Annotated in this window: 17 protein-coding genes; 10 read left to right on the top strand and 7 right to left on the bottom strand. The window is 61.8% G+C overall.

Translation table 11 applies throughout. From position 1 onward, the window contains the following. Positions 1–163 precede the first annotated feature (163 nt). Complete coding sequence (locus FZZ90_RS05050; protein WP_226424656.1) at positions 164–631, top strand: nitrate reductase associated protein; 468 nt, start codon at positions 164–166, stop codon at positions 629–631. Here FZZ90_RS05050 and FZZ90_RS05045 read toward each other — a convergent pair. Together FZZ90_RS05045 and FZZ90_RS05040 are read right to left on the bottom strand one after the other, a co-directional pair. Beyond that, positions 612–2843 (bottom strand): nitrate reductase, encoded by a 2232-nt coding sequence (locus FZZ90_RS05045; RefSeq protein WP_226424655.1) that lies wholly within the window; start codon positions 2841–2843, stop codon positions 612–614. The two genes, FZZ90_RS05050 and FZZ90_RS05045, sit on opposite strands and share 20 nt — an antisense overlap. Positions 2844–2925: 82 nt before the next feature. Beyond that, the gene (locus FZZ90_RS05040; protein WP_226424654.1) at positions 2926–4467 is read right to left on the bottom strand and encodes a NarK family nitrate/nitrite MFS transporter; all 1542 of its coding nucleotides are present in this window, start codon (positions 4465–4467) and stop codon (positions 2926–2928) included. Between the two features lie 286 nt (positions 4468–4753). Between FZZ90_RS05040 and FZZ90_RS05035 the strand changes: the two genes are divergently transcribed. The 3 genes from FZZ90_RS05035 (at position 4754) to FZZ90_RS05025 (ending at position 6937) form a co-directional block, all read left to right on the top strand. Beyond that, a complete protein-coding gene (locus tag FZZ90_RS05035) occupies positions 4754–5326 on the top strand; it encodes a molybdenum cofactor guanylyltransferase (protein WP_255613588.1) in 573 nt (190 codons plus the stop codon). Beyond that, positions 5323–6366: a GTP 3',8-cyclase MoaA gene (locus FZZ90_RS05030; protein ID WP_226424653.1), complete on the top strand. Its 1044-nt coding sequence runs from the start codon at positions 5323–5325 to the stop codon at positions 6364–6366. Before FZZ90_RS05035 ends, FZZ90_RS05030 begins: the two co-directional genes overlap by 4 nt. A gap of 79 nt (positions 6367–6445) precedes the next feature. After that, positions 6446–6937, top strand: coding sequence for a redox protein (locus FZZ90_RS05025; protein ID WP_226401098.1), 492 nt, complete (start codon positions 6446–6448; stop codon positions 6935–6937). Here FZZ90_RS05025 and FZZ90_RS05020 read toward each other — a convergent pair. Genes FZZ90_RS05020 through FZZ90_RS05010 form a run of 3 tightly spaced genes read right to left on the bottom strand, consistent with a single transcriptional unit; the run spans position 6925 to position 10261 of the window. Continuing rightward, entirely contained in the window at positions 6925–7824 is a 900-nt protein-coding gene (locus FZZ90_RS05020; RefSeq protein ID WP_226424652.1) for a transglutaminase family protein, read from the bottom strand. The genes FZZ90_RS05025 and FZZ90_RS05020 overlap by 13 nt on opposite strands. Next, the gene (locus FZZ90_RS05015) at positions 7797–8792 is read right to left on the bottom strand and encodes an alpha-E domain-containing protein (protein ID WP_226424651.1); all 996 of its coding nucleotides are present in this window, start codon (positions 8790–8792) and stop codon (positions 7797–7799) included. Before FZZ90_RS05015 ends, FZZ90_RS05020 begins: the two co-directional genes overlap by 28 nt. Further along, complete coding sequence (locus FZZ90_RS05010; protein ID WP_226425022.1) at positions 8786–10261, bottom strand: circularly permuted type 2 ATP-grasp protein; 1476 nt, start codon at positions 10259–10261, stop codon at positions 8786–8788. Before FZZ90_RS05010 ends, FZZ90_RS05015 begins: the two co-directional genes overlap by 7 nt. A gap of 201 nt (positions 10262–10462) precedes the next feature. Here FZZ90_RS05010 and FZZ90_RS12810 point away from each other — a divergent pair, with 201 nt between their 5' ends. The 6 genes from FZZ90_RS12810 to FZZ90_RS04985 all read left to right on the top strand — a co-directional run bounded on the left by FZZ90_RS12810 (position 10463) and on the right by FZZ90_RS04985 (position 17517). After that, positions 10463–10588, top strand: coding sequence for a hypothetical protein (locus FZZ90_RS12810; protein ID WP_006850406.1), 126 nt, complete (start codon positions 10463–10465; stop codon positions 10586–10588). Further along, positions 10578–12008, top strand: a complete 1431-nt coding sequence (locus FZZ90_RS05005) for a sodium:solute symporter family protein (protein WP_226424650.1) — start codon at positions 10578–10580, stop codon at positions 12006–12008. The genes FZZ90_RS12810 and FZZ90_RS05005 overlap by 11 nt, the downstream gene beginning before the upstream one ends. Positions 12009–12315: 307 nt before the next feature. Further along, positions 12316–13431, top strand: a complete 1116-nt coding sequence (locus FZZ90_RS05000; protein ID WP_226424649.1) for an aspartate carbamoyltransferase — start codon at positions 12316–12318, stop codon at positions 13429–13431. 9 nt (positions 13432–13440) lie between these two features. Further along, entirely contained in the window at positions 13441–15465 is a 2025-nt protein-coding gene (gene asnB / locus FZZ90_RS04995) for an asparagine synthase (glutamine-hydrolyzing) (RefSeq protein WP_226424648.1), read from the top strand. Between the two features lie 79 nt (positions 15466–15544). Beyond that, positions 15545–16846, top strand: coding sequence for a Zn-dependent hydrolase (locus FZZ90_RS04990; RefSeq protein WP_226424647.1), 1302 nt, complete (start codon positions 15545–15547; stop codon positions 16844–16846). Then, positions 16843–17517 carry a DUF1028 domain-containing protein gene (locus tag FZZ90_RS04985; protein ID WP_226424646.1) on the top strand — a complete coding sequence of 225 codons (675 nt, stop codon included), beginning with the start codon at positions 16843–16845 and terminating at the stop codon, positions 17515–17517. The genes FZZ90_RS04990 and FZZ90_RS04985 overlap by 4 nt, the downstream gene beginning before the upstream one ends. A gap of 77 nt (positions 17518–17594) precedes the next feature. Here FZZ90_RS04985 and FZZ90_RS04980 read toward each other — a convergent pair whose 3' ends face one another. Then, positions 17595–17819, bottom strand: a complete 225-nt coding sequence (locus tag FZZ90_RS04980; protein WP_370631030.1) for a hypothetical protein — start codon at positions 17817–17819, stop codon at positions 17595–17597. A 74-nt stretch (positions 17820–17893) separates the two neighbouring features. Beyond that, positions 17894–18061 (bottom strand): DUF4278 domain-containing protein, encoded by a 168-nt coding sequence (locus FZZ90_RS04975; RefSeq protein ID WP_226424645.1) that lies wholly within the window; start codon positions 18059–18061, stop codon positions 17894–17896. Positions 18062–18150: the final 89 nt, after the last annotated feature.

The raw sequence follows: 18150 nt of genomic DNA, 5'->3' as shown, positions 1-18150 counted from the left end.
GGCTGCTGTTGGAGTGCTTCAGCTGTGACCCATCCATGGGACATTCCCAGCAACATTCCAAGGGAGAGGGCGAAGCGCACAGACCAACATTTGTATCGAAGTAAACATCTCTGTTTTCATGGTCTTTCGTTGTCATCATTGACACCGATCAAGGCTTTGGTTGATGTCCAGCCGTCGTCATTCCGCCAGCCATTGCTTTGCCTTTGAGCAGGATTTCATCGGTAACTGGCGCTGCATCCCTCTGTGTGTGCGACGCAAATTGGATCTCTGTGGGGTGAAGTTAAAGCTCAACCACTGGCTTCAACTCTCCCAGGAGCAACGTCAAGCCTTGGTGGATTGGCCGGATGCAGCTGATGCTCTCGAGCAGCTTCGCCAACACCTGCGCGATTGCACGCGCCCCATGGCCGATGGCATGGCCAAGGATCTGCCACCGGTGAGCGGTGCGCTCTGGCAACAGCAGGCGGAGCTGCCCGCTGTGGTGCAGGAGGCCGCCACAGCGCGGGGTGTGGTCCTGACCCTGGAGCAATGGATCCAGCTCAGTGAGCTGGATCGCTTTGCGTTGTGCAAGTTGGCCCGGCCGGGGCACGATCACCACAACCTCGAAGCAGCCTTCAGCGAAGTGCTGGTGTGAGCAGCCGGCGCAGGGCCTCCAGCCTTCCTTTCTGCTGTTCAACGGGCTTCACCACTGAGACGGCCGGAGCCACGATCACCGCGCAGGCTTTGAGTTCCGGTTGCTTTGATACTGGGCAGGCCTCGTCATGCATCAGGGTGTTCGCTTCGCAGGCCTTCTCCTGGGTGAATCCCCAGTGCATCGGCAGGAAGACCGAACCACGCCGAATGCGATCGGTGACCTTCACGGTGGCGGTGAGGTGGCCGCGGCGTGAGCTGATCGCCGCCAGTTCGCCGTTGCGCAGTTTCAACTCCTGAGCATCACCGGGGTGTATCTCCAGCAGTGGCTCGGGATGCTGTTTCATCAGCCGCTCCACCTTGCCGGTGCGGGTCATCGTGTGCCATTGGCCCAGGTAGCGGCCCACCGTCAGCACCAGCGGATAGGTCTCGCAGGGAGGTTCCGCCAGTCCGAGTGGTTGATCGGCGCTGAAGCGGGCGCGTTTGTTGGGGGTGGCGAACTGATGGTTTTCGTAGAGGCGTTTGGCTGCTGTGGTGGGTGTGCTGCCGCTGGGATAGGGCCATTGCTGCGGTCCTTCGCCTTCCAGCAGCCCATGGCTCAGGCCGCTCACATCGCAAAGCCTGCCTCGGGTGAGAGCTGTGAATTCGGCGTACACCTCAGCCGCTGAATCGAAGCTGAACTGCTCGGTGTAGCCCAGGCGGCGGCCCACGTCGGCAAACACCTCCCAGTCGGGACGGCTCTCGCCGAAGCGGCGTCGATAGGCCGGGCAGTAGGTCACCCGCCGTTCGGAATTGGTCATGGCGCCTGCTTTTTCGCTCCACTGGGCTGCGGGCAAAAGCAGGTGGGCGTAGTGGGACGTTTCCGAGTCGGCGTAGGCCTCGCTCACCACCACCAGCGGGCACTTGTTCATGGCTGACTTCACCCGGTCGAGATCCGGGAGGCTGACCAGGGGGTTGGTGGCTGCCACCCACCACAGATCCAGCGCTCCCTGTTCCATGGCTTCGATCTGTTGCCAGGCCGCCAATCCGGGATTGGCGTTGATCCGTCCTGCCGGCAGCTGCCAGGCCTGTTCCACCTCGGCGCGGTGCTCCGCGTTGGTCACCAGGCGGTAGCCCGGCAGGAGGTGGGCCAAGCCTCCGGCCTCGCGTCCGCCCATGGCATTGGGTTGGCCGGTGAGGGAAAACGGACCTGCTCCTTCCTTGCCGATCTGGCCGGTGAGCAGATGCAGGTTGATCAACCCTTGCACCACGGCCGTTCCTTCACGGCGTTGGTTCACCCCCATCGACCAAAGGCTGAGCACCTTCTCGCGCCGGTGGAATAGAGCTGCCACTTCCCGCAGGCGTTTTTCGGGGATGTTGCAGAACAGAGCCACCCGCCTTGGAGTCCAGCGGGCGGCGACGTCAAAAAAGGCGTCGTAATTCTCGGTGTGATCGTCGATGAAGGCCGGGTCCTGGCCGTTTTCTCGCAGCACGAGGTGGGCTATGCCGTGCAGCAGGGCCAGGTCGCTTCCCGGTGCAATCGGCAGGTGGATATCGGCGGCTTTAGCGGTATCAGTGCGGCGTGGATCTACCACCACAATCTTGACGCTGCCGGGGTTTTTGCGTTTTCGCTTCAGCAGCCGCTGGAACAGCACCGGGTGGCATTCCGCCGTATTGGTGCCGATCAGAAACGCCACCGTGCAGTGGTCGAGGTCCGCATAGCTGCAGGGGGGACCATCGGAGCCCAGGCTGCGGGTGTAGCCCGCCACCGCTGAGCTCATGCACAGCCTCGAGTTGGCGTCGAAATTGTTGGTGCCCAGGGCGCCTTTTAGCAGTTTCTGGGCCAGGTAGTAATCCTCGGTGTGGAACTGACCGGAGCCATACATGGCAATGCCATCGGCGTTGCCGCGCCGGGCCACGCTCGACTGGATCTGACCGGTGATTTTGTTGAGGGCGTCGTCCCAGCTGATCGGCGTGAAGTCGTCCTCGAGGGTCTGGCGGAACAGGGGTTGGCGCAGGCGGCCTGGGGCCAGGGTTTCGCCGACGGTGGCGCCCTTGATGCAGACCTGGCCAAGGCTGGAGGGGTGCTCGCGGTCGCCGCGGGCGGTCCACATTGGATTGCCCTCAGCATCCCGCTTTACCGCCTCACCCTTCACGGCAGGAGGCAAGAGCTCGAGGCCACAACCCACGCCGCAGTAGGGGCACTGGCTGCGCACGCTGCGGGGTGAGTTGGCCATGCAAGAACCAAAAAAAGAACAAAACCCGGAGCCGAAGCTCCGGGTCGTTGTGCAGCGACAGGGTGCTACGGAGGGAGATGGATCAGGCGGTTTCGCCTTCGTGCAGATCTGCAAAGGACCCCTTGGGCTCCTTCAGGAAGAAGAAGCAGAAGAAGGCAACGATCAGACCAGCCACGCCCAGGATCTGGAAGAAGGCACTGTTGGAAGCCGCGATCACCTCGGGGGTGGGTTCGCCGCCGCCGCCCATCCACATCGGCAGGAGGCTGAAGATGGTCAGGTAAGTCACAGCGCCAACGTTGCCGTAGGCACCCACCAGGCCGGCCACCTGACCGGTGACGCGACGTTTGACCAGGGGCACCAGCGCGAAGGTGGCGCCTTCACCGGACTGCACGAAGAAGGAGGCCAGCATGGTGATCACCACGGCAACGGCAATGCCGGTGGTGCCGGTGAAGGTGCCCGGCTTGATCATGCTCATCACCAGGTAGCCCACGCCGAGACCGGCCGTGAGGAAGCCCATGGTGTTCTTGCGGCTGCCGACGCGGTCGGAGATCAGACCACCGGCAGGGCGGGCGACCAGGTTCACAAAAGCGAAGCAGGACGCCAGGATTCCGGCGGTGGCCTTCGGCAGGTCGAAGGTGGTTTCAAAGAAGGTGGGAAGCATCGAAACCACGGCCAGTTCGGAGCCGAAGTTCACGATGTAGGTGAGCTCGAGGATCGCCACCTGGCGGAACTCGTAGCGGTCTTCCTTGGGGTAGACCTTGTTGCCGAGGATCAGGTCGCGGTTGGTGCGGATGATTCCCCAGGTTTGGAAGGCAAACCAGACGGCGACGGCACCGAGGGCCAGGGGATAGGTGGCAGCGGTGAGGAAGCCAACCTTGGAGAGGCGCCAGCAGAGCACGCAGAGAATGGCTGCGAAGGGCACGTTCATGCCCAGCAGACCCCAGAAGTCGCGCATGGAGGTGACTTCCAGACCTGCGGTCTTGGCAGGGCGTTGATACGTCTTGCCGGGGGGGGTGTCGGTGACGTTGAAGAAGTAGAAGAAGCCGTAGGCAGCTGAGACGATGCCGGTCAGAGCGATGGCACCGCGCCAGTTCAGTACGGCGCCGGTGGGCAGTTCGAAGCCACCTGAGAAGGAGAGGAAGCCAGCGAGGGCCACCATGGTGAGAGCTGAGAAGGCGGAGCCGAAGTTGCCCCAGCCGCCGTAGATCCCTTCAGCCAGGCCGATTTCCTTGGGCGGGAACCACTCGGCCACCATGCGGATGCCGATCACGAAGCCGGCGCCAACGATGGAGAGCAGCAGACGGGCCACCACCAGCTGGTTGAAGTCCTGAGCGGAGGCAAACAGCAGGCAGGGAATCGCCGAGAACACCAGAATCGATGAGTAGGTGATCCGGGGTCCGAATTTGTCCAGCAGCATGCCGATCAGCACGCGCGCCGGAATGGTGAGGGCCACGTTGCAGATGGCCACGGTGCGGATCTGACCAACGGTCAGTCCCAGGTCCGCTTTCACGGTGGTGGCCAGAGGGGCCAGGTTGAACCAGACCACGAAGGTCAGGAAGAAGGCGATCCAGGTCAGGTGAAGGGTTCGGTACCTGCCCTGGAACGACCAAAGGTCGCCAAGCATTGAGGAGAAGAAAAGGAACCTCGGGCTTCAAAATGAAAGGTGCCCGGGGATGGCAAAACGGTCGAAAAAAGAATCCGTTTAACCCGCGCAGTTAATCAATTCGTCGGGCCCACGTTTGGTCAGATTGGTTACCGATTTCTGTTTTTCTGTACCGGAGCAAACATCAACGGGGCTGATTGATTGGATCAGATGTTCTTGTGCCGCAATGATTTGGTAGCGGTTATAACTTTTGCGGGCTGTTGGACTTCGCTGGTGCAGATTGTTGGTCGGCGATGTGAACCAAGGCTTGCGCGTTTGTTTGCTCAGTGGCGGAAGCAGCCGTCGCATGGGGCGTGACAAGGCGCTGTTGCCGCATCCCTCTGGCGGTGTCTGGCTCACGGCCCTGGTCGACCAGCTGCTGCCCCTCGGCCATCCGGTGCAGGTGTTGAGTCGCCATGCCGCGCACGCAGAGCTGCTGGCCCACCGGCCCGGATGTTCCGTGCTGCTGGAGCTCCCTCCCTGGAATGGCCCCTTGCAGGCGTTGGCCAAGGTGCTGTCTCCGATGCCCGGCGAGGCCTTGCTGGTGCTGCCGGTGGACATGCCGCTTTTGCGCACCGCCGTTGTCCAGCAGCTCATCGCAGCCTGGAATCGTGCCCCGGAGCAAGCATCGGTGGCCCATGACGGGCAGCGGCTGCAGCCCTTGCTGGCGGTGATCCCCTCAGGTTCTCCCTTCCGCTCCTGCCTCGATCAGCAACTCCAACGCGGAGAGTTGCGCTGGATGGACTGGTTGACCCGCGTTCCCCATCAGACGGTGCGCTTGCCTGCAGAAGCTTTGTTGAATGCCAACTGCCCTGCAGATCTGGCAGCGTTGGAGGAATGAGCACTCCGCTGCCGCTCGCAGATCGTTTCAACCGGCCCATCGGGGTGTTGCGGCTGTCGCTCACGGCCCGTTGCAATCTCGCCTGTCCGTACTGCTGTCCGGATGTGGAGGAGCCCCCTGGTCTGCTCACGCTTGAGCAGCAGCTGCGCGTCATTCGTGTGGCCGCGCGCCTGGGGGCACAGACACTGCGGCTCACCGGTGGAGAGCCGTTGTTGAGCCGGCGCTTGTTGCCTTTGCTGGAGGCGGTGGCGCAGGCCCGGCGGGATTGTTCGGATCCGATCGCCGGTCTTCAGTCGGTGGCGCTCACCAGCAACGGGGTGTTGTTATCGGAAACGATGGCGCGGGCGTTGCGTGCCGCAGGGCTGGATCGCATCACCATCAGCCTCGATGCAGCGGAAGGGGAGGCAGCGGCGCGCATGGCTGGTCTGCAGGGTGGCGCCGTGGCTGGGGACCGCCTGGTGCGCCAAGTGCAGGACGGCATCGCGGCGGCACGGGCCGCTGGTTTTGACCCCTCCTTCGGTGAGCTCAAGCTCAATGCTGTGATCCAACGGGGGATCAATGACGATCAGCTGCTGCCCTTGGCCGGTTTGGCGCGGCTGCAGGGGATGGAGCTGCGCTTGATCGAATACATGGATGTGGGCAATCGCAACCAGTGGACGCTGGACCAGGTGCTGCCGGCGTCGCAGATGCTGGAGCGTATTCATGCCCGTTGGCCCCTTGAACCTATGGGTCGTCCGCGGGGTGGGACGGCCCGACGTTGGAGCTATGGCGATGGCGCAGGATCCATCGGTGTGATCGCCTCGATCAGTGAGCCGTTCTGCGGCGATTGCAACAGGTTGCGTGTCACCGCCGATGGGCAGGCGTTCACCTGTTTGTTCTCGGCTGATGGCACGGATCTCAAGCCCGCGCTTGCGTCGGAGCTTCAGCTTGAGCAGGCCATGCGCCAGCTCTGGCAGCGGCGCCAAGACCGCTACAGCGAGGAGCGTGATCCAGCCGCCGGTGCTTCAACTCATGCGGAAATGGCGTACCTGGGGGGCTGAACCGTCGTGATCGTCACCGTTTTTGCGTGATGCTCCCGGTACAACGGGGCAGCTGAAGGATCCAAAAGGATCCATCGACATGTTTGAACTGCTGGCCTACGAGCGCTTTCGCGACACCCCGTCGGTTCGTTTTTTCGACGTCACCGTGGACACCTCGAATGCGCGCGACCTGGTGATTCACAGCGGCCCGGCGGTGTCGCCCCCCAATGATCCTGAGAGCGGAGCCTGGCAGTTTTATCTGCATCCCCATCAGGAAGACAATCTGCTTGCGGCCAGTGGCGGCAGAACCTTCTTCTTGGTGAACCTGGCATGGGAAAAGCCATTCCACATCGTTCGGCTCGAGAGCGGTGGTGACATCCTTCGTATCCCCCCCGGCACCTTCCACCGCTCGATCTCCGATCCCGATGGTTCCGTCGTTTTGAACCAGGCGGTTCGTGAGGAAGGCGCTTCTCTGGTGCAGGAATTTCGCGTCTACAACAGCGCTGAGATTCCGGCCTTGATGGCAGCCACCCTGAGCTCGGCTCCGAAGCCCCAGTTGCATGGGGTGGAACCTCTGCTTCAGGCGGCCTGAACCAGGTTGCGTGAGGGGGGTTTCGTTCCGGATTTTTCTTCATTGATCTGAATTTGCCAATTCAGTTCACTGCTTGTTCCGAGGGGACCACTGAAGCTGCCGCTCACGGCTGCGGTGAGTTCCGGCTTGGATGAGGTGGCCAGCACCACATAGCGATCGTTGACTTCCATCCCGGCACTGGGGTCAAAGCCGCGCCATCCCGCTCCGGGCAGGTAGACCTCCGCCCAGGCATGCAGGTCGTAGTCCTTCGGTGGAGGTTGCTGCAGTTGATAGCCGCTCACGAAGCGGGCGGGAAGACCCACCACGCGGCAGCAGGCCACCATCAGCATCGCCAGATCACGGCAGGAGCCGATCCGCTCGCGCAGGGTTCGGCCCGCGGGCCAGGCCGGCCCCACATGGCGTTGGGTGTATTTCACCCGCTCTTGAATCAGTTCAATGAGTTGCTTCAGAAAGGCCAGGGTCTGCTGGTTGCTGCCCATCAGGGCTTCTTGAGTTAGATCGATGGCCGCAGGTTCGTGCTGGCCATTGGGCAACCAGCCTTCCAAGGCCCCCTGCAGATCGCTGTTGAGCTGGCCTTGCGGGTATGGCAAGGGTGGTTCGAGTCCGTTGAAGCAGCTCTCTAGCGGAGGTGCCGGTCGGGTCTCCACCAAGCTGCGAGCCTCAAAGACGAGTTCATCGGTACTGCCGAGAAAACGGAGCCGTTGGATTTCGTCGCCGCTGGCGGCCACTAGTTCCCGACGTTGTTCCGGTTCAGGCAGCACGCTGAGTTGATGCTCCAGCAGGGTCTGGAACCCCTGCCCGCGAGGCCTCAGGCAGAGGCGGTGCTCCCCCAGGACAACCGCGGCGTCATACCGATACGTCAGGCGGTGAACGATGAGAGCGCGCATGCGGGATCGGTGGGGATGGAACGGAGGTCGGCGCTGGTGAAGTAGCGGGTCTGGATCAGGCTGTGGAGTTGGTTGAGGTCCTGCTGAAGTTGGTCAATGGCTTCATGCAGACCGGCTTCGATCAGGTTGTCGATCCGCACGTAGCTCCAGCGGGCCAGGAGCTGTCCGCGCAAGCAGTCGAGGTCATCCGGCGTGTCTTGGCTCGGGTGCTGCTGGATCTGTTGCAAGGTGTTGCTGATGCCCTGGAGGCAATACCGAACCGAACGAGGAAAGCTCGGATCCAGCAGCAAAAAGCGGGCCACGGACGCCGGGCTGATGGCTTGCTGCACGCTCTGGCGGTACATCTGATAGGCGCCTGCTGTGCGCAGCAGGGTGATCCACTGCAGTTCATCCAGCACGCCGCCCACCTCCTCGGGGGAGGGCAGCAGTAGGAAATATTTGACGTCGAGGATGCGCGACGTTTTGTCGGCGCGTTCGATCAAACGTCCCAGCTGACTGAACAGCCAGCTCAGATCACGGCTCAGGGTGGTGTCGGTGATCCCGTAAACGAGCTGGCAGCCACGCCGAATGATCCGCAGTTGCTCCTGCACCTGTTCCCGCCAGATGTCTTCGTCGTCCTGCAGGCTCCAGTGCAGATCATTGATCTGCTCCCACATCTCCGTGGTGATCACATCCCTGATCTGCCGCGCGTTTTCCCGGGCCATCGCAATGCAACTCACGATGCTGTTGGGATTGCTGCGGTCCAGCAGCAGGAAGCGCACCACCTGTTTGGGCGTCGCATCGGGATAGGTCGTATCGAAGCGGTGGCGATCCCCCGTTACCTCCACCAGCGGCAGCCACGGTTCGGCGCTGCCCGGAGGACAGTCCAGCGCCATCGCTTCACTGACTTCCAGAAAGCGCGAGATGTTTTCGGCGCGTTCCAGATAGCGGTTGATCCAATACAGCGAATCAGCAACACGGCTCAACACGGCACAGCCTCCTGGGGCTGCGGTGCTGCTATTCGTTGGTCGTCGACGATCCAGGTGTCCTTGCAGCCGCCCCCCTGGGACGAATTCACCACCAGCGAGCCGCGCTTCAGGGCCACCCGCGTCAGCCCCCCTGGGCTCACCCAGGTGCTTGCGCCGCGCAGCACATAGGGGCGCAGATCCACGTGGCAGGGGTAGAGCTCACCGTCACTGAGGGATGGCACGGTGGAGAGCTGCAGTGTGGGCTGCGCGATGAAGTTGCGGGGATTCGCACGGATCTTCGTGTCGAAGTCCGCCAGCTCCGATCGGCTGGCCTGGGGGCCGATCAGCATTCCGTAACCTCCGGCTTCCGCCACCGATTTCACCACCAGCTGCTCGAGGTGTTCAAGCACATAGCGCTGGTCGTCCGGCCGGGCACAGAGATAGGTGGGAACGTTCTCGATGATCGGATCCTCATCGAGGTAGTAGCGGATCATCGCCGGCACGTGGGCGTAGATCAGCTTGTCGTCGGCGACGCCGGTGCCAGGGGCATTGGCGATGGCGACCCGTCCTTGCCGCAGCACGTCGATTAGGCCCGGAACCCCCAGCATTGAGTCCTGGCGGAACACGGTGGGATCGAGAAAATCGTCGTCGATGCGGCGGTAGATCACATCCACGGGCTTGAGGCCGTTGGTGCTGCGCATCCACACCCGGCCGTCTTCGCACACCAGGTCGCGTCCCTCAATCAGTGCAATGCCCATCTGCTGGGCCAGATAGCTGTGCTCGAAATAGGCGCTGTTGAATACCCCGGGCGTCAGGATTGCTACGCGGGGACTGTCACTCCAGGGCGCCAGGTCCTGAAGGGTGCGCAGCAGATGGGAGGGATAGGCGTCGATCGGTTGAACGGCACGGCCCTCGAACAGGCCAGGGAACAACCGTTTCATCACCCGACGATTCTCGAGGAAATAGGCCACCCCCGATGGACAGCGCAGGTTGTCTTCCAGGACACGCCAGGTGCCATTGCCGTCGCGGATCAGGTCGAGTCCGGAGATGTGGCACCAGCGGTTGAGGGGCAGGCTGATGCCCTGCATCTGAGGTCGCCAGCCGGAGGAACTTTCCACGTCTTCCCGCGGGATCACACCGTCGTTGAGGATCTGCTGGGGGCCGTAGATGTCGGCGAGGAAGCAGTCGATGGCTTCCAGGCGTTGCAGCAGTCCCCGCTCCAGGTTGATCCAGTCGCTGCGGCCGATCAGTCGGGGCAAAGGATCGAAAGGAAGAATCCGTTCACTGCCCTTGAGGCCAGAATCGTTCAGGCGGAAGGTGGCACCGAGGCGACGCAGCAGCTGGCTGGCGGAGGCATGGCTTCGGTTCAGTTCGGGCAACCCCATCTGCCCCAGCGATGCAAGCAGCGTGGCCAGATCTTCGCGAGGCCTCGCCGTTTCACTGCAGAAATATTCGTCGAAGCCGACCGTGGGCTTGTAGTCGGTGAACATTCCGATGGTCTGGACGCAAGTCATCCAAGGCGTCGCCCCAACCCCCTTCGGGTTGTAGTTGCTACACATTCCGCAATTTCTGGCGACAGGGCGCTGATCGCTTGATGTTTGGGTATCCGTAGGCACCTGTATGGAGGGCACAGGGTTAGGCCTGAGAACCTCTTTTGCTTATCTGTTTCTGGAGTTCAAACGGTCTTCGTCTTGGATGAACTGCTCTGGGCCCGACTGATCTTTGCCCTTGGAGCCGTTGTGACTGCGGCGACGGTGGTGATGATTCTGCGCGGACATCTCTATTGGAACCGCAGGGGATCGACGGATGTCCGCTGACTCGGTTCCCTTCCTCCAGCCCGGAATCGCCTGGGCGCTGGTGGTGCTGTTCTCTGTTTTCTGGGTGGCGCTCGGGATTGCCTGGGGCCGGCGCGGTCAAGGCAATGCCGACGACTACATGCTGGCGGGGCGCAACATCGGGCTGGCCCTGAGCACGGCCACGTTGATGGCCTCATGGGTCACCGGCAACACCACCCTGCTCGCCCCTGAATTCGGCTACAAAACCGGGCTTTGGGGCATGTTCAGCTATGCCCTGGCCGGGCTTGGCCTGATCCTGTTCGCCCCCCTGGCCTCGCGGATCAAGCAGCTGATGCCCAACGGGCGCACCAGCGGCGACTTCATTCGCCTGCGCTACGGGCGTCTGGCTTGGTGGGTGTTCATGGTGATCACCGCGATCTACACCCTGGGCTTTCTGATGACCCAGGCGATGGGTGCTGGCCTGCTGCTGCAGGCCCTTTCAGGTTTCGATTACCACGTGGGGATGGTGGTGGTGATTGGTGTCGCCACCGTCTACACCCTGTTCGGCGGAATGCGGGCCGTGATCGGCACCGATTTCATTCAGTCGCTGTTGATCATGGTGTTGCTGGCGGTGGTGGCGGTGCTCGCCTTCCGACAATTCCCGATGCCTGAGGTGCATGCCTCCTTGCTGGCCCGGCATCCCGATCGGCTTGATCTGCTGCTGCCGGCGGGCTTGTTGATCGCCTGGAATTCCGCCCTCTTTTCAATGGGCGAGGTGTTTCACAACAACATCTGGTGGTCAAGGGTCTTCGCCAGCCGGCGCTCGGTGGTGATGACCTCCTTTGTGTTGGGGGGGGTCGCCTGGATGAGTGTGCCGATGGTGACGGGCTCCATTGGCCTGGTGGCCCTGGCACGTGAGTTGCCTCTCGAGCAGGTGAACATGGTGTTCCCCGTGATGGCAGCCGATCTGCTCGGGGCCGGCGGCGCGGCTCTCGTGTTTGTGGTGGTGTTTGCTTCGCTCACCTCCACCCTGGACTCGCTGCTGGCGTCCACCGCCGATCTGTTGGCGGAGGATGTGTACTTCCGCCTGTTGCGGCCCCAGGCCAGTGACTTGCAGCTCAAGCAGGCGGCGCGGCTGATGGTGGTGGGCTTGGCGGTTGTCACCCTGGCGCTGTCCTGGCCGCGGCTGGATTCGCTGGCGTCGGTGCTGTTCTTCACCGGTGCACTGGTGGCCTCCACGGTCTGGCCTGTGGCCTGCGGCCTGTACTGGCGCACGGCCAATCGCAGGGCTGCCATTGCGGCCATGCTCGCCGGCAGCGTTGTTGGCCTGCTCGCTTATGTGCTGATCGCGCCCTACTGCGCCGCTGTGTTTTCGGCGGCCGTGTCAGCAGTCGTGATGCTGATCGGCAGTCGCACTTGGCCGGAACGGTTTGACTTCACTTTGTTGCAGGAGGAGGGATGATTCAAAGTCTTCCTTTGACGGCCAGCGTTGTTGGCCTGTCTGGCTTTCAGTTTCTTCTGGTGGTCAGTCAGCTCGCTTTGGTGCTGTCTGTGCTCGTGTTGCTGCTGATTTGGTGGGTTGAGTGGAGGAATGGTCGAGTGTGGTGACGGCTGCAGTTGTTAGTAACGGTCTGAACATTTTTTCCGGATCTTTGCTTAAGAAGCTGTTTCTTCGTGGACGCAGGAGTGTGGTTGTTGTTACCGGTAAAAGATGTAGTTCCTGGCTTTAGCACTCGGTTTGGCAAACAGAGTGTTGATCCGATCCCGCTATGGCACAGGCCAATTCAGCAGTCGTGGACGCGACGTCGGTACAGATTCGGTTTCAGCCGATGGGTCCCGATGTCTACGGGCAGAACCAACCCCAGGAGCTGCTGGCCGCGATTGTCGAGGACGGAGAGCCGTTGCTGGATCTGGTGAATCAGCATGTGGTGTCGATCCAACCGTTTCGACCTGAGGCCTTGTTGCAGGTGTTCCGCTTGGCGGCGAAGTTCGAGAGCAATCCAGATCGGTATTGCCGCCACAACACGCCGCTGACGGGAAAGATTCTGATCAACGCGTTCTACGAGCCGAGCACCCGCACCCGCCTGTCATTTGACAGTGCTTGGCATCGTCTTGGCGGCAGTTCGATCAACATCACCGACAGGGCTACCACGGGGATTGCCAAGGGCGAGTCCCTTGAAGATGTCGCCCACATGTTCAACAACTACGGCGATTGCGTGGTGCTACGGGACAGCGATCCCGGTGCTGTTTATGCGATGACGTCAACCCTGCGGATTCCCATCATCAATGCGGGCAACGGCATTGATGAACATCCGACGCAGGCGATGGCGGATCTGTACACGATCTTCAAGTGGCGGCCCAAGCTCACTGAAGTTGAGGTGGCTCCGGCTGATCGCATCCGCATTGGAATCGTCGGAATTCCGTCGCGGATGCGAACGGTACGCTCACTGCTGAGGATCCTGGCCAAATTCCCCCAGACCGTGGATGAGGTGGTGGTGATTCACGCCCCCGGACTGGAGCCGGATCAGCCGCTATTCGACCCAGGGCAGTTGGAGGAGCTCGAAGCTTGTGGAATGAAGGTGCGCTGCAGCACCGATCTGCAGGCTGAAGTGCCCGATCTCGATGTCGTTTACATCAATGCCATCGCCTGGGTGGGCGACTCTTATGAAGTGCATGGCGGCGGATTTCGCCTCACCCGCGACATGCCGTTCAAGCCGGAAGCGATCGTGCTTCACCCCTTGGCGCGGGGAGCGGAACTGAGCACCTGCTTGGATGACACGCCCCACAACTGGTACTTCAGCCAGGCCAGGGGTGCCGTGTTCCTGCGGATGGCGCTGCTCACCTGCATGGTGAACCGGGCCGAACGCGTGATGGATGTGATCTGAGGCGGGCTGATGTGTGGAATCGGAGGTGTTTTCAACGCAGACCGTCATCAGACGGTGGACCGCCAGCTGCTGGTCAACATGGCGGCGATTCAGGCCCATCGCGGGCCCGACGGCTTCGGCGTCGAGGTGCTGGATCAGGCCGGGGTCGGCTTCTGCCATGCCCGCCTTTCGATCATTGATTTGAACGAGTCACGGGCCCGGCAGCCCTTCCTCACCGATGACGGTGAGGTGCTGATGGCGCACAACGGTGAGTTCTACGACTTTCAGCGCATCAGGGCGGACCTCACCGCCCAAGGGGTGCGATTTAGCAGCAAGAGCGATTCCGAGATCCTGCTGCGGCTGTACCAGCGCCAGGGATTGGAGGCGACTCTGCCCTTGTTGCGCGGTGAGTTCGCCTTCGCCTTGTTTGATCGAGCCGAAGACTGCCTTTACCTGGTGCGGGATCGCTTCGGCATCAAACCGCAGTACTGGGCGATGACGCCCGAGGGTCTGGTGTTCGGTTCCGAGTTGAAGGTGCTCTTCGCCCATCCGGCGGTGGAGCGACGCTTTACCTCGGAGGGCCTCTTTCACCAGTTGATGCAGACCATGGTTCCCGGCACCACGGCTTTTGCTGGGGTGCACCAGGTGAAGCCCGGCCATGTGCTGAAGGTGCAACGGGTGAGTGGGCGGCTGGAGGTGTCGGAGTCGACCTACTGGGATGTCGACTTTCCGCGTAAAGACGAGCGGGACTCCAACCGAACTGAGGCCGAGCACATCGCTGCCGTTCGTGCCGCGTTGCTGGAGGCCGTTGAGCTGCGCATGGTGGCCGACGTGCCCGTGGGTTGTTACCTCTCCGGCGGCATCGACAGCTGTTCGATCCTCGGCTTGGCGTCAGCCGTCAGCCAGGCACCGGTGAAGGCGTTCACGATCGGATTTGATGACGCCCGTTACGACGAGTCGCCGATCGCCCGGGAGATGGCCGAGGCCACGGGTGCTGAGCAGGATCTGATGCGTCTTTCGGGCCAGGAGCTCTATGGCCACATGGAGCGCACCATCTGGCACGCCGAGAGAACGATCTACAACACCTTGGCGGTCGCGAAGTTCTTGATGAGCCGCCATGTCAACGACGTGGACTACAAAGTTGTGATGACCGGTGAAGGCTCAGATGAGCTGTTCGGCGGCTATCCCGCCTTTCGCCGGGACATGTTCCTCCACGGTCTTGATGACCTGCCGCAGCAGGAGCGCGCCAGCTGGGAAAGCTTGCTGCAGCAGTCCAATGCCTTGGTGAAGGGGGCGATGTTGGCTGAAAACCAAGTGGATGACCCCGATCTCGACGCTGTGATCGGCTTCACCCCCAGTTGTCTGCAGCCGTGGCTGGCCTGCGCGCCCTTGGTGCCGGAGCTTTTGTCGGAGTCCCACGCTGCAGCCCTGAAGGGTTACTCCCCGGGCAAGGCGATTGCCGAGCAACTGGATGCGGATCAACTGGACGGGCGCCATGCCCTGGACAAGGCCCAGTACGTCTGGATCAAGACCATGCTGGAGGGCCAGATCCTCACCTGGGGTGGCGACCGGGTCGACATGGCCAATTCCATGGAGGCGCGACCGGCCTTCCTGGATCACCATCTGGCCGCGGTTGCGGTGCAGGTGCCGCCCGAACTTCGGATCAAGGGAAAAACCGAGAAATACGTGCTGCGGGAGGCCATGGCGGGCCTGTTGCCGGATGTGTTGTACCGGCGTGAGAAGTTCGCCTTCATGGCGCCGCCAGCCCATACGGAGCCTGAGAAGTGGGAGCAGATGAAGCAGCTCGCCGATGATTACCTCAGTGATGAGGCGATCGACGCCGCTGGTTTGTTGAGCAAGGCCGGCGTTCGCGCCTTGTTTGCGCGTCACGAGGACCCGGCCACCACCGATGCAGAGCGTGTGCAGATGGATGCGGTGATCAACCACCTGCTGGGTGTGCAGATGCTGCACCGCATGTTTGTGGCCGAAGACGTGCCCGCGTTGGCCCGCCGGGAGGCGGACCGACTGGGCTGGCGGGTGCTGATGCCCGTTTGAATTCTTTGGTCAGGATTAAATCGTTGCGCTAGCTACAAGGTTCCACGGGTTTTCGGGTGAGTATTGACCTCCGTTTGAAATGAAGGTCACGGCATTGCCCACGCTCATCTCGGCTTCTCCGACCACCCCTACCGGGATCGAGCCAAGCAAAGTTGTCGCACGTCCGAACCGTGACCGGCTGATCGGAACGATTGAACAGTTGGCCAGCATTGGCGCCAAGCCCGATGGCAGCGTCTGTCGACGTGGGTTTTCGCCTGAGGATGTGCAGGGTCGTGAGTTGCTGGCCCACTGGATGAAGCAGCTCGGCATGCAGGTGCGTGTTGATGCCGCTGGCAACTTGATCGGACGCCTGGAAGGCCTCGATCCCCACCGTCCTGCCTTGGTGACCGGGTCGCACCTCGACACGGTTCCCACCGGTGGACGCTTTGACGGTGCTCTGGGGGTGTTGGCCGGCCTGGAAGCTTGCCGTGCGCTTCAAGACCAGAGCATCCGCCTGCGGCATGGCATCGAGTTGATCGCCTTTGCCGACGAGGAGTCGACGATGGTGGGTTGCAAGGGTTTGACGGGGACGGCATCCGATTCCCCGGAGAGTTATGCCACTAGCAATGGCCAGCCGATTCAGGACAACCTGGCGCGCATCGGCGGGCATTGGCCGTCTTTGGCTTCGGCCCGACGCTCAGATGAGGCCTATGCCGCCTTCCTGGAATTGCATGTTGAGCAGGGCGGTGTTCTCGAGCAACGCGGTGATGCCATTGGTGTTGTGGAGGGTGTTGTCGGTCAGCGTCGGTTCAGCATCAAGGTGCAGGGCCAGGCCAACCACGCCGGCACGACACCGATGGGGCTGCGACAGGACGCCCTCGTGGCGGCCTCGCGTCTTGTTCTTGCCGTCGAGGCCATGGCCGCCCGTCATCCCGGAGATCCGGTGGCGACCGTGGGTCGACTGGAGGTTTGGCCCAATGCCGCCAACGTTGTTCCTGGCGCTGTCGCCCTAACGGTTGACCTGAGGGATGTGGATCCGACCGTTCTTGATCAGTTGGTGGAGGAGTTGATGCAGCAGGTGGAACGCATCGGTGCTGAAACGGGCTGTCCGATTGCGGTGGATCCTCAGTTCAGCGTTGATCCCACCCCTGCTGATGCTTTGGTGATGGCCACGATCACTGAGGCCGCAGCCGATCTCGGCCTGTCCCACAGCCATCTCCCCAGCCGAGCCAGCCACGATGCCCAGGAGGTCGGCCGTCGCTGGCCGATGGGCATGATTTTTGTGCCCAGCCGGGGTGGCTTGAGTCATTCCGCTGCAGAGTTCACCAGCGATGAGCAGTGCTGGGCGGGCACTGCGGTCCTGCTGGAAACGTTGCTGCGGCTCGACCGTCAGCTGCCGTGACCTTTTCGATCCTGGCCCGGGACCCCAGCAACGGTCGCTTTGGTGTGGCTGTGGCTACCTGTCATCTGGCTGTTGGATCCACCGTGCCCCACATCCGCGCAGGGGTTGGTGCTGTCGCCACCCAGGCCCACACCAATCCCTATCTGGGGATTTGTGGTTTGGAGCGCCTAGAGCAGAGTTCGGATGCTGAGAGCGTTCTGGCCAGCCTGCTTGCCGATGATCAGCACCGTGACCGGCGTCAGTTTCACCTGATTGACCTGGACGGTCGCACCGCCTGTTGGACGGGGCAGGATTGCGGCCCTTGGGCAGGGCATCGCCATCAGCGTGACCTGTCCGTTGCTGGCAATTGCTTGGTGGATGAGGCCGTGTTGGCGGCGATGGAGCAGGCCTTTCTCACCAGCGACCCCAGCTTGAAACTGGGCCGCCGCCTGATGATGGCTCTTCAAGCCGGGGAAGCGGCTGGCGGTGATCACCGTTCCAATCTCTGTACCTCAGCGGCGGTGCAGGTGAGCGGTGAAGCCGCCTTTCCACTGCTAGATCTGCGCGTTGATTTCCACGAGCGCGCCGTGGAGCAGTTGATGGAGGTGTACGAGCGCAGTCAGGACCTTTGGGCCCAGGAGTGGAGGGATGAACTGTCGGAATTGCCCATGCTCAACCGCTTGGTGGCTTGAGCATTCACATTCGCCAACGCCATTAAAGAAGCCCCGCACACACCGGTGTTGCAGGGCTTCTTTGAATTCAGTGGATTTCAGCTGGGGACGGAAGCTTCCCACTCCACCTTCAGGCCAGCCTGACGGGCGTCAGTGATCAGATCGTCGATGCAATCCATGCCAAAAGCGGCTTGTCCAGACAGCAGGGCATCCCATTCCTGAGCTGGAAAGTGCGTTTGCAGCCAGAACACGCCATGCACGCTGGAGGGGTTTACCTGCACGAGACCTTGGTCGAGGCGAGTAGTGATGAGATCCAACGTCATTGCTGAAGCTGGATCTATTACGCCCCAATCCGTGCAAATGGAATGTTCGAGTTGCTACGGATTGAGAAGTTGCCCTAGCGCGTGTAGCCCACACCGCGGTACACGAGTTGCACCGGAGCCCTATGGCCGTTGATCTGGCGGGCTTGGTACACGTTGCGGCGGTAGACCAGCTGCACTGAAGGCTTGCCCTCAGTGGCGTTGTTTTGCTGGTACTGATGCCCGCGATAAAGAAGGGTGGTCATTGGATGGTCCTCGAAGCAAGCTCAGGTCCCCGTTCCATGGCCTGAGACGAACTGCGCTTCGCGCGATGCGAAGTGAACGATCGGTAGCT

This window comes from Synechococcus sp. MU1617 (assembly GCF_020514235.1).
In the GTDB taxonomy this organism is placed as follows: domain Bacteria; phylum Cyanobacteriota; class Cyanobacteriia; order PCC-6307; family Cyanobiaceae; genus Parasynechococcus.
Note: the sequence above shows the minus strand (reverse complement) of the source record. Positions and strands in the feature narration are given on the sequence as shown.

What these genes read in the sequence shown, in the direction of transcription:
- asnB (WP_226424648.1), top strand. Translation starts at nt 13,441, where the DNA reads ATGTGTGGAATCGGAGGTGTTTTCAACGCAGACCGTCATCAGACGGTG.
- FZZ90_RS05045 (WP_226424655.1), bottom strand. Translation starts at nt 2,843, where the DNA reads ATGGCCAACTCACCCCGCAGCGTGCGCAGCCAGTGCCCCTACTGCGGC.
- FZZ90_RS04990 (WP_226424647.1), top strand. Translation starts at nt 15,545, where the DNA reads ATGAAGGTCACGGCATTGCCCACGCTCATCTCGGCTTCTCCGACCACC.
- FZZ90_RS05005 (WP_226424650.1), top strand. Translation starts at nt 10,578, where the DNA reads ATGTCCGCTGACTCGGTTCCCTTCCTCCAGCCCGGAATCGCCTGGGCG.
- FZZ90_RS04980 (WP_370631030.1), bottom strand. Translation starts at nt 17,819, where the DNA reads ATGACGTTGGATCTCATCACTACTCGCCTCGACCAAGGTCTCGTGCAG.
- FZZ90_RS05020 (WP_226424652.1), bottom strand. Translation starts at nt 7,824, where the DNA reads ATGCGCGCTCTCATCGTTCACCGCCTGACGTATCGGTATGACGCCGCG.
- FZZ90_RS05050 (WP_226424656.1), top strand. Translation starts at nt 164, where the DNA reads ATGTCCAGCCGTCGTCATTCCGCCAGCCATTGCTTTGCCTTTGAGCAG.
- FZZ90_RS05010 (WP_226425022.1), bottom strand. Translation starts at nt 10,261, where the DNA reads ATGTTCACCGACTACAAGCCCACGGTCGGCTTCGACGAATATTTCTGC.
- FZZ90_RS05030 (WP_226424653.1), top strand. Translation starts at nt 5,323, where the DNA reads ATGAGCACTCCGCTGCCGCTCGCAGATCGTTTCAACCGGCCCATCGGG.
- FZZ90_RS05000 (WP_226424649.1), top strand. Translation starts at nt 12,316, where the DNA reads ATGGCACAGGCCAATTCAGCAGTCGTGGACGCGACGTCGGTACAGATT.
- FZZ90_RS05025 (WP_226401098.1), top strand. Translation starts at nt 6,446, where the DNA reads ATGTTTGAACTGCTGGCCTACGAGCGCTTTCGCGACACCCCGTCGGTT.
- FZZ90_RS04975 (WP_226424645.1), bottom strand. Translation starts at nt 18,061, where the DNA reads ATGACCACCCTTCTTTATCGCGGGCATCAGTACCAGCAAAACAACGCC.
- FZZ90_RS05040 (WP_226424654.1), bottom strand. Translation starts at nt 4,467, where the DNA reads ATGCTTGGCGACCTTTGGTCGTTCCAGGGCAGGTACCGAACCCTTCAC.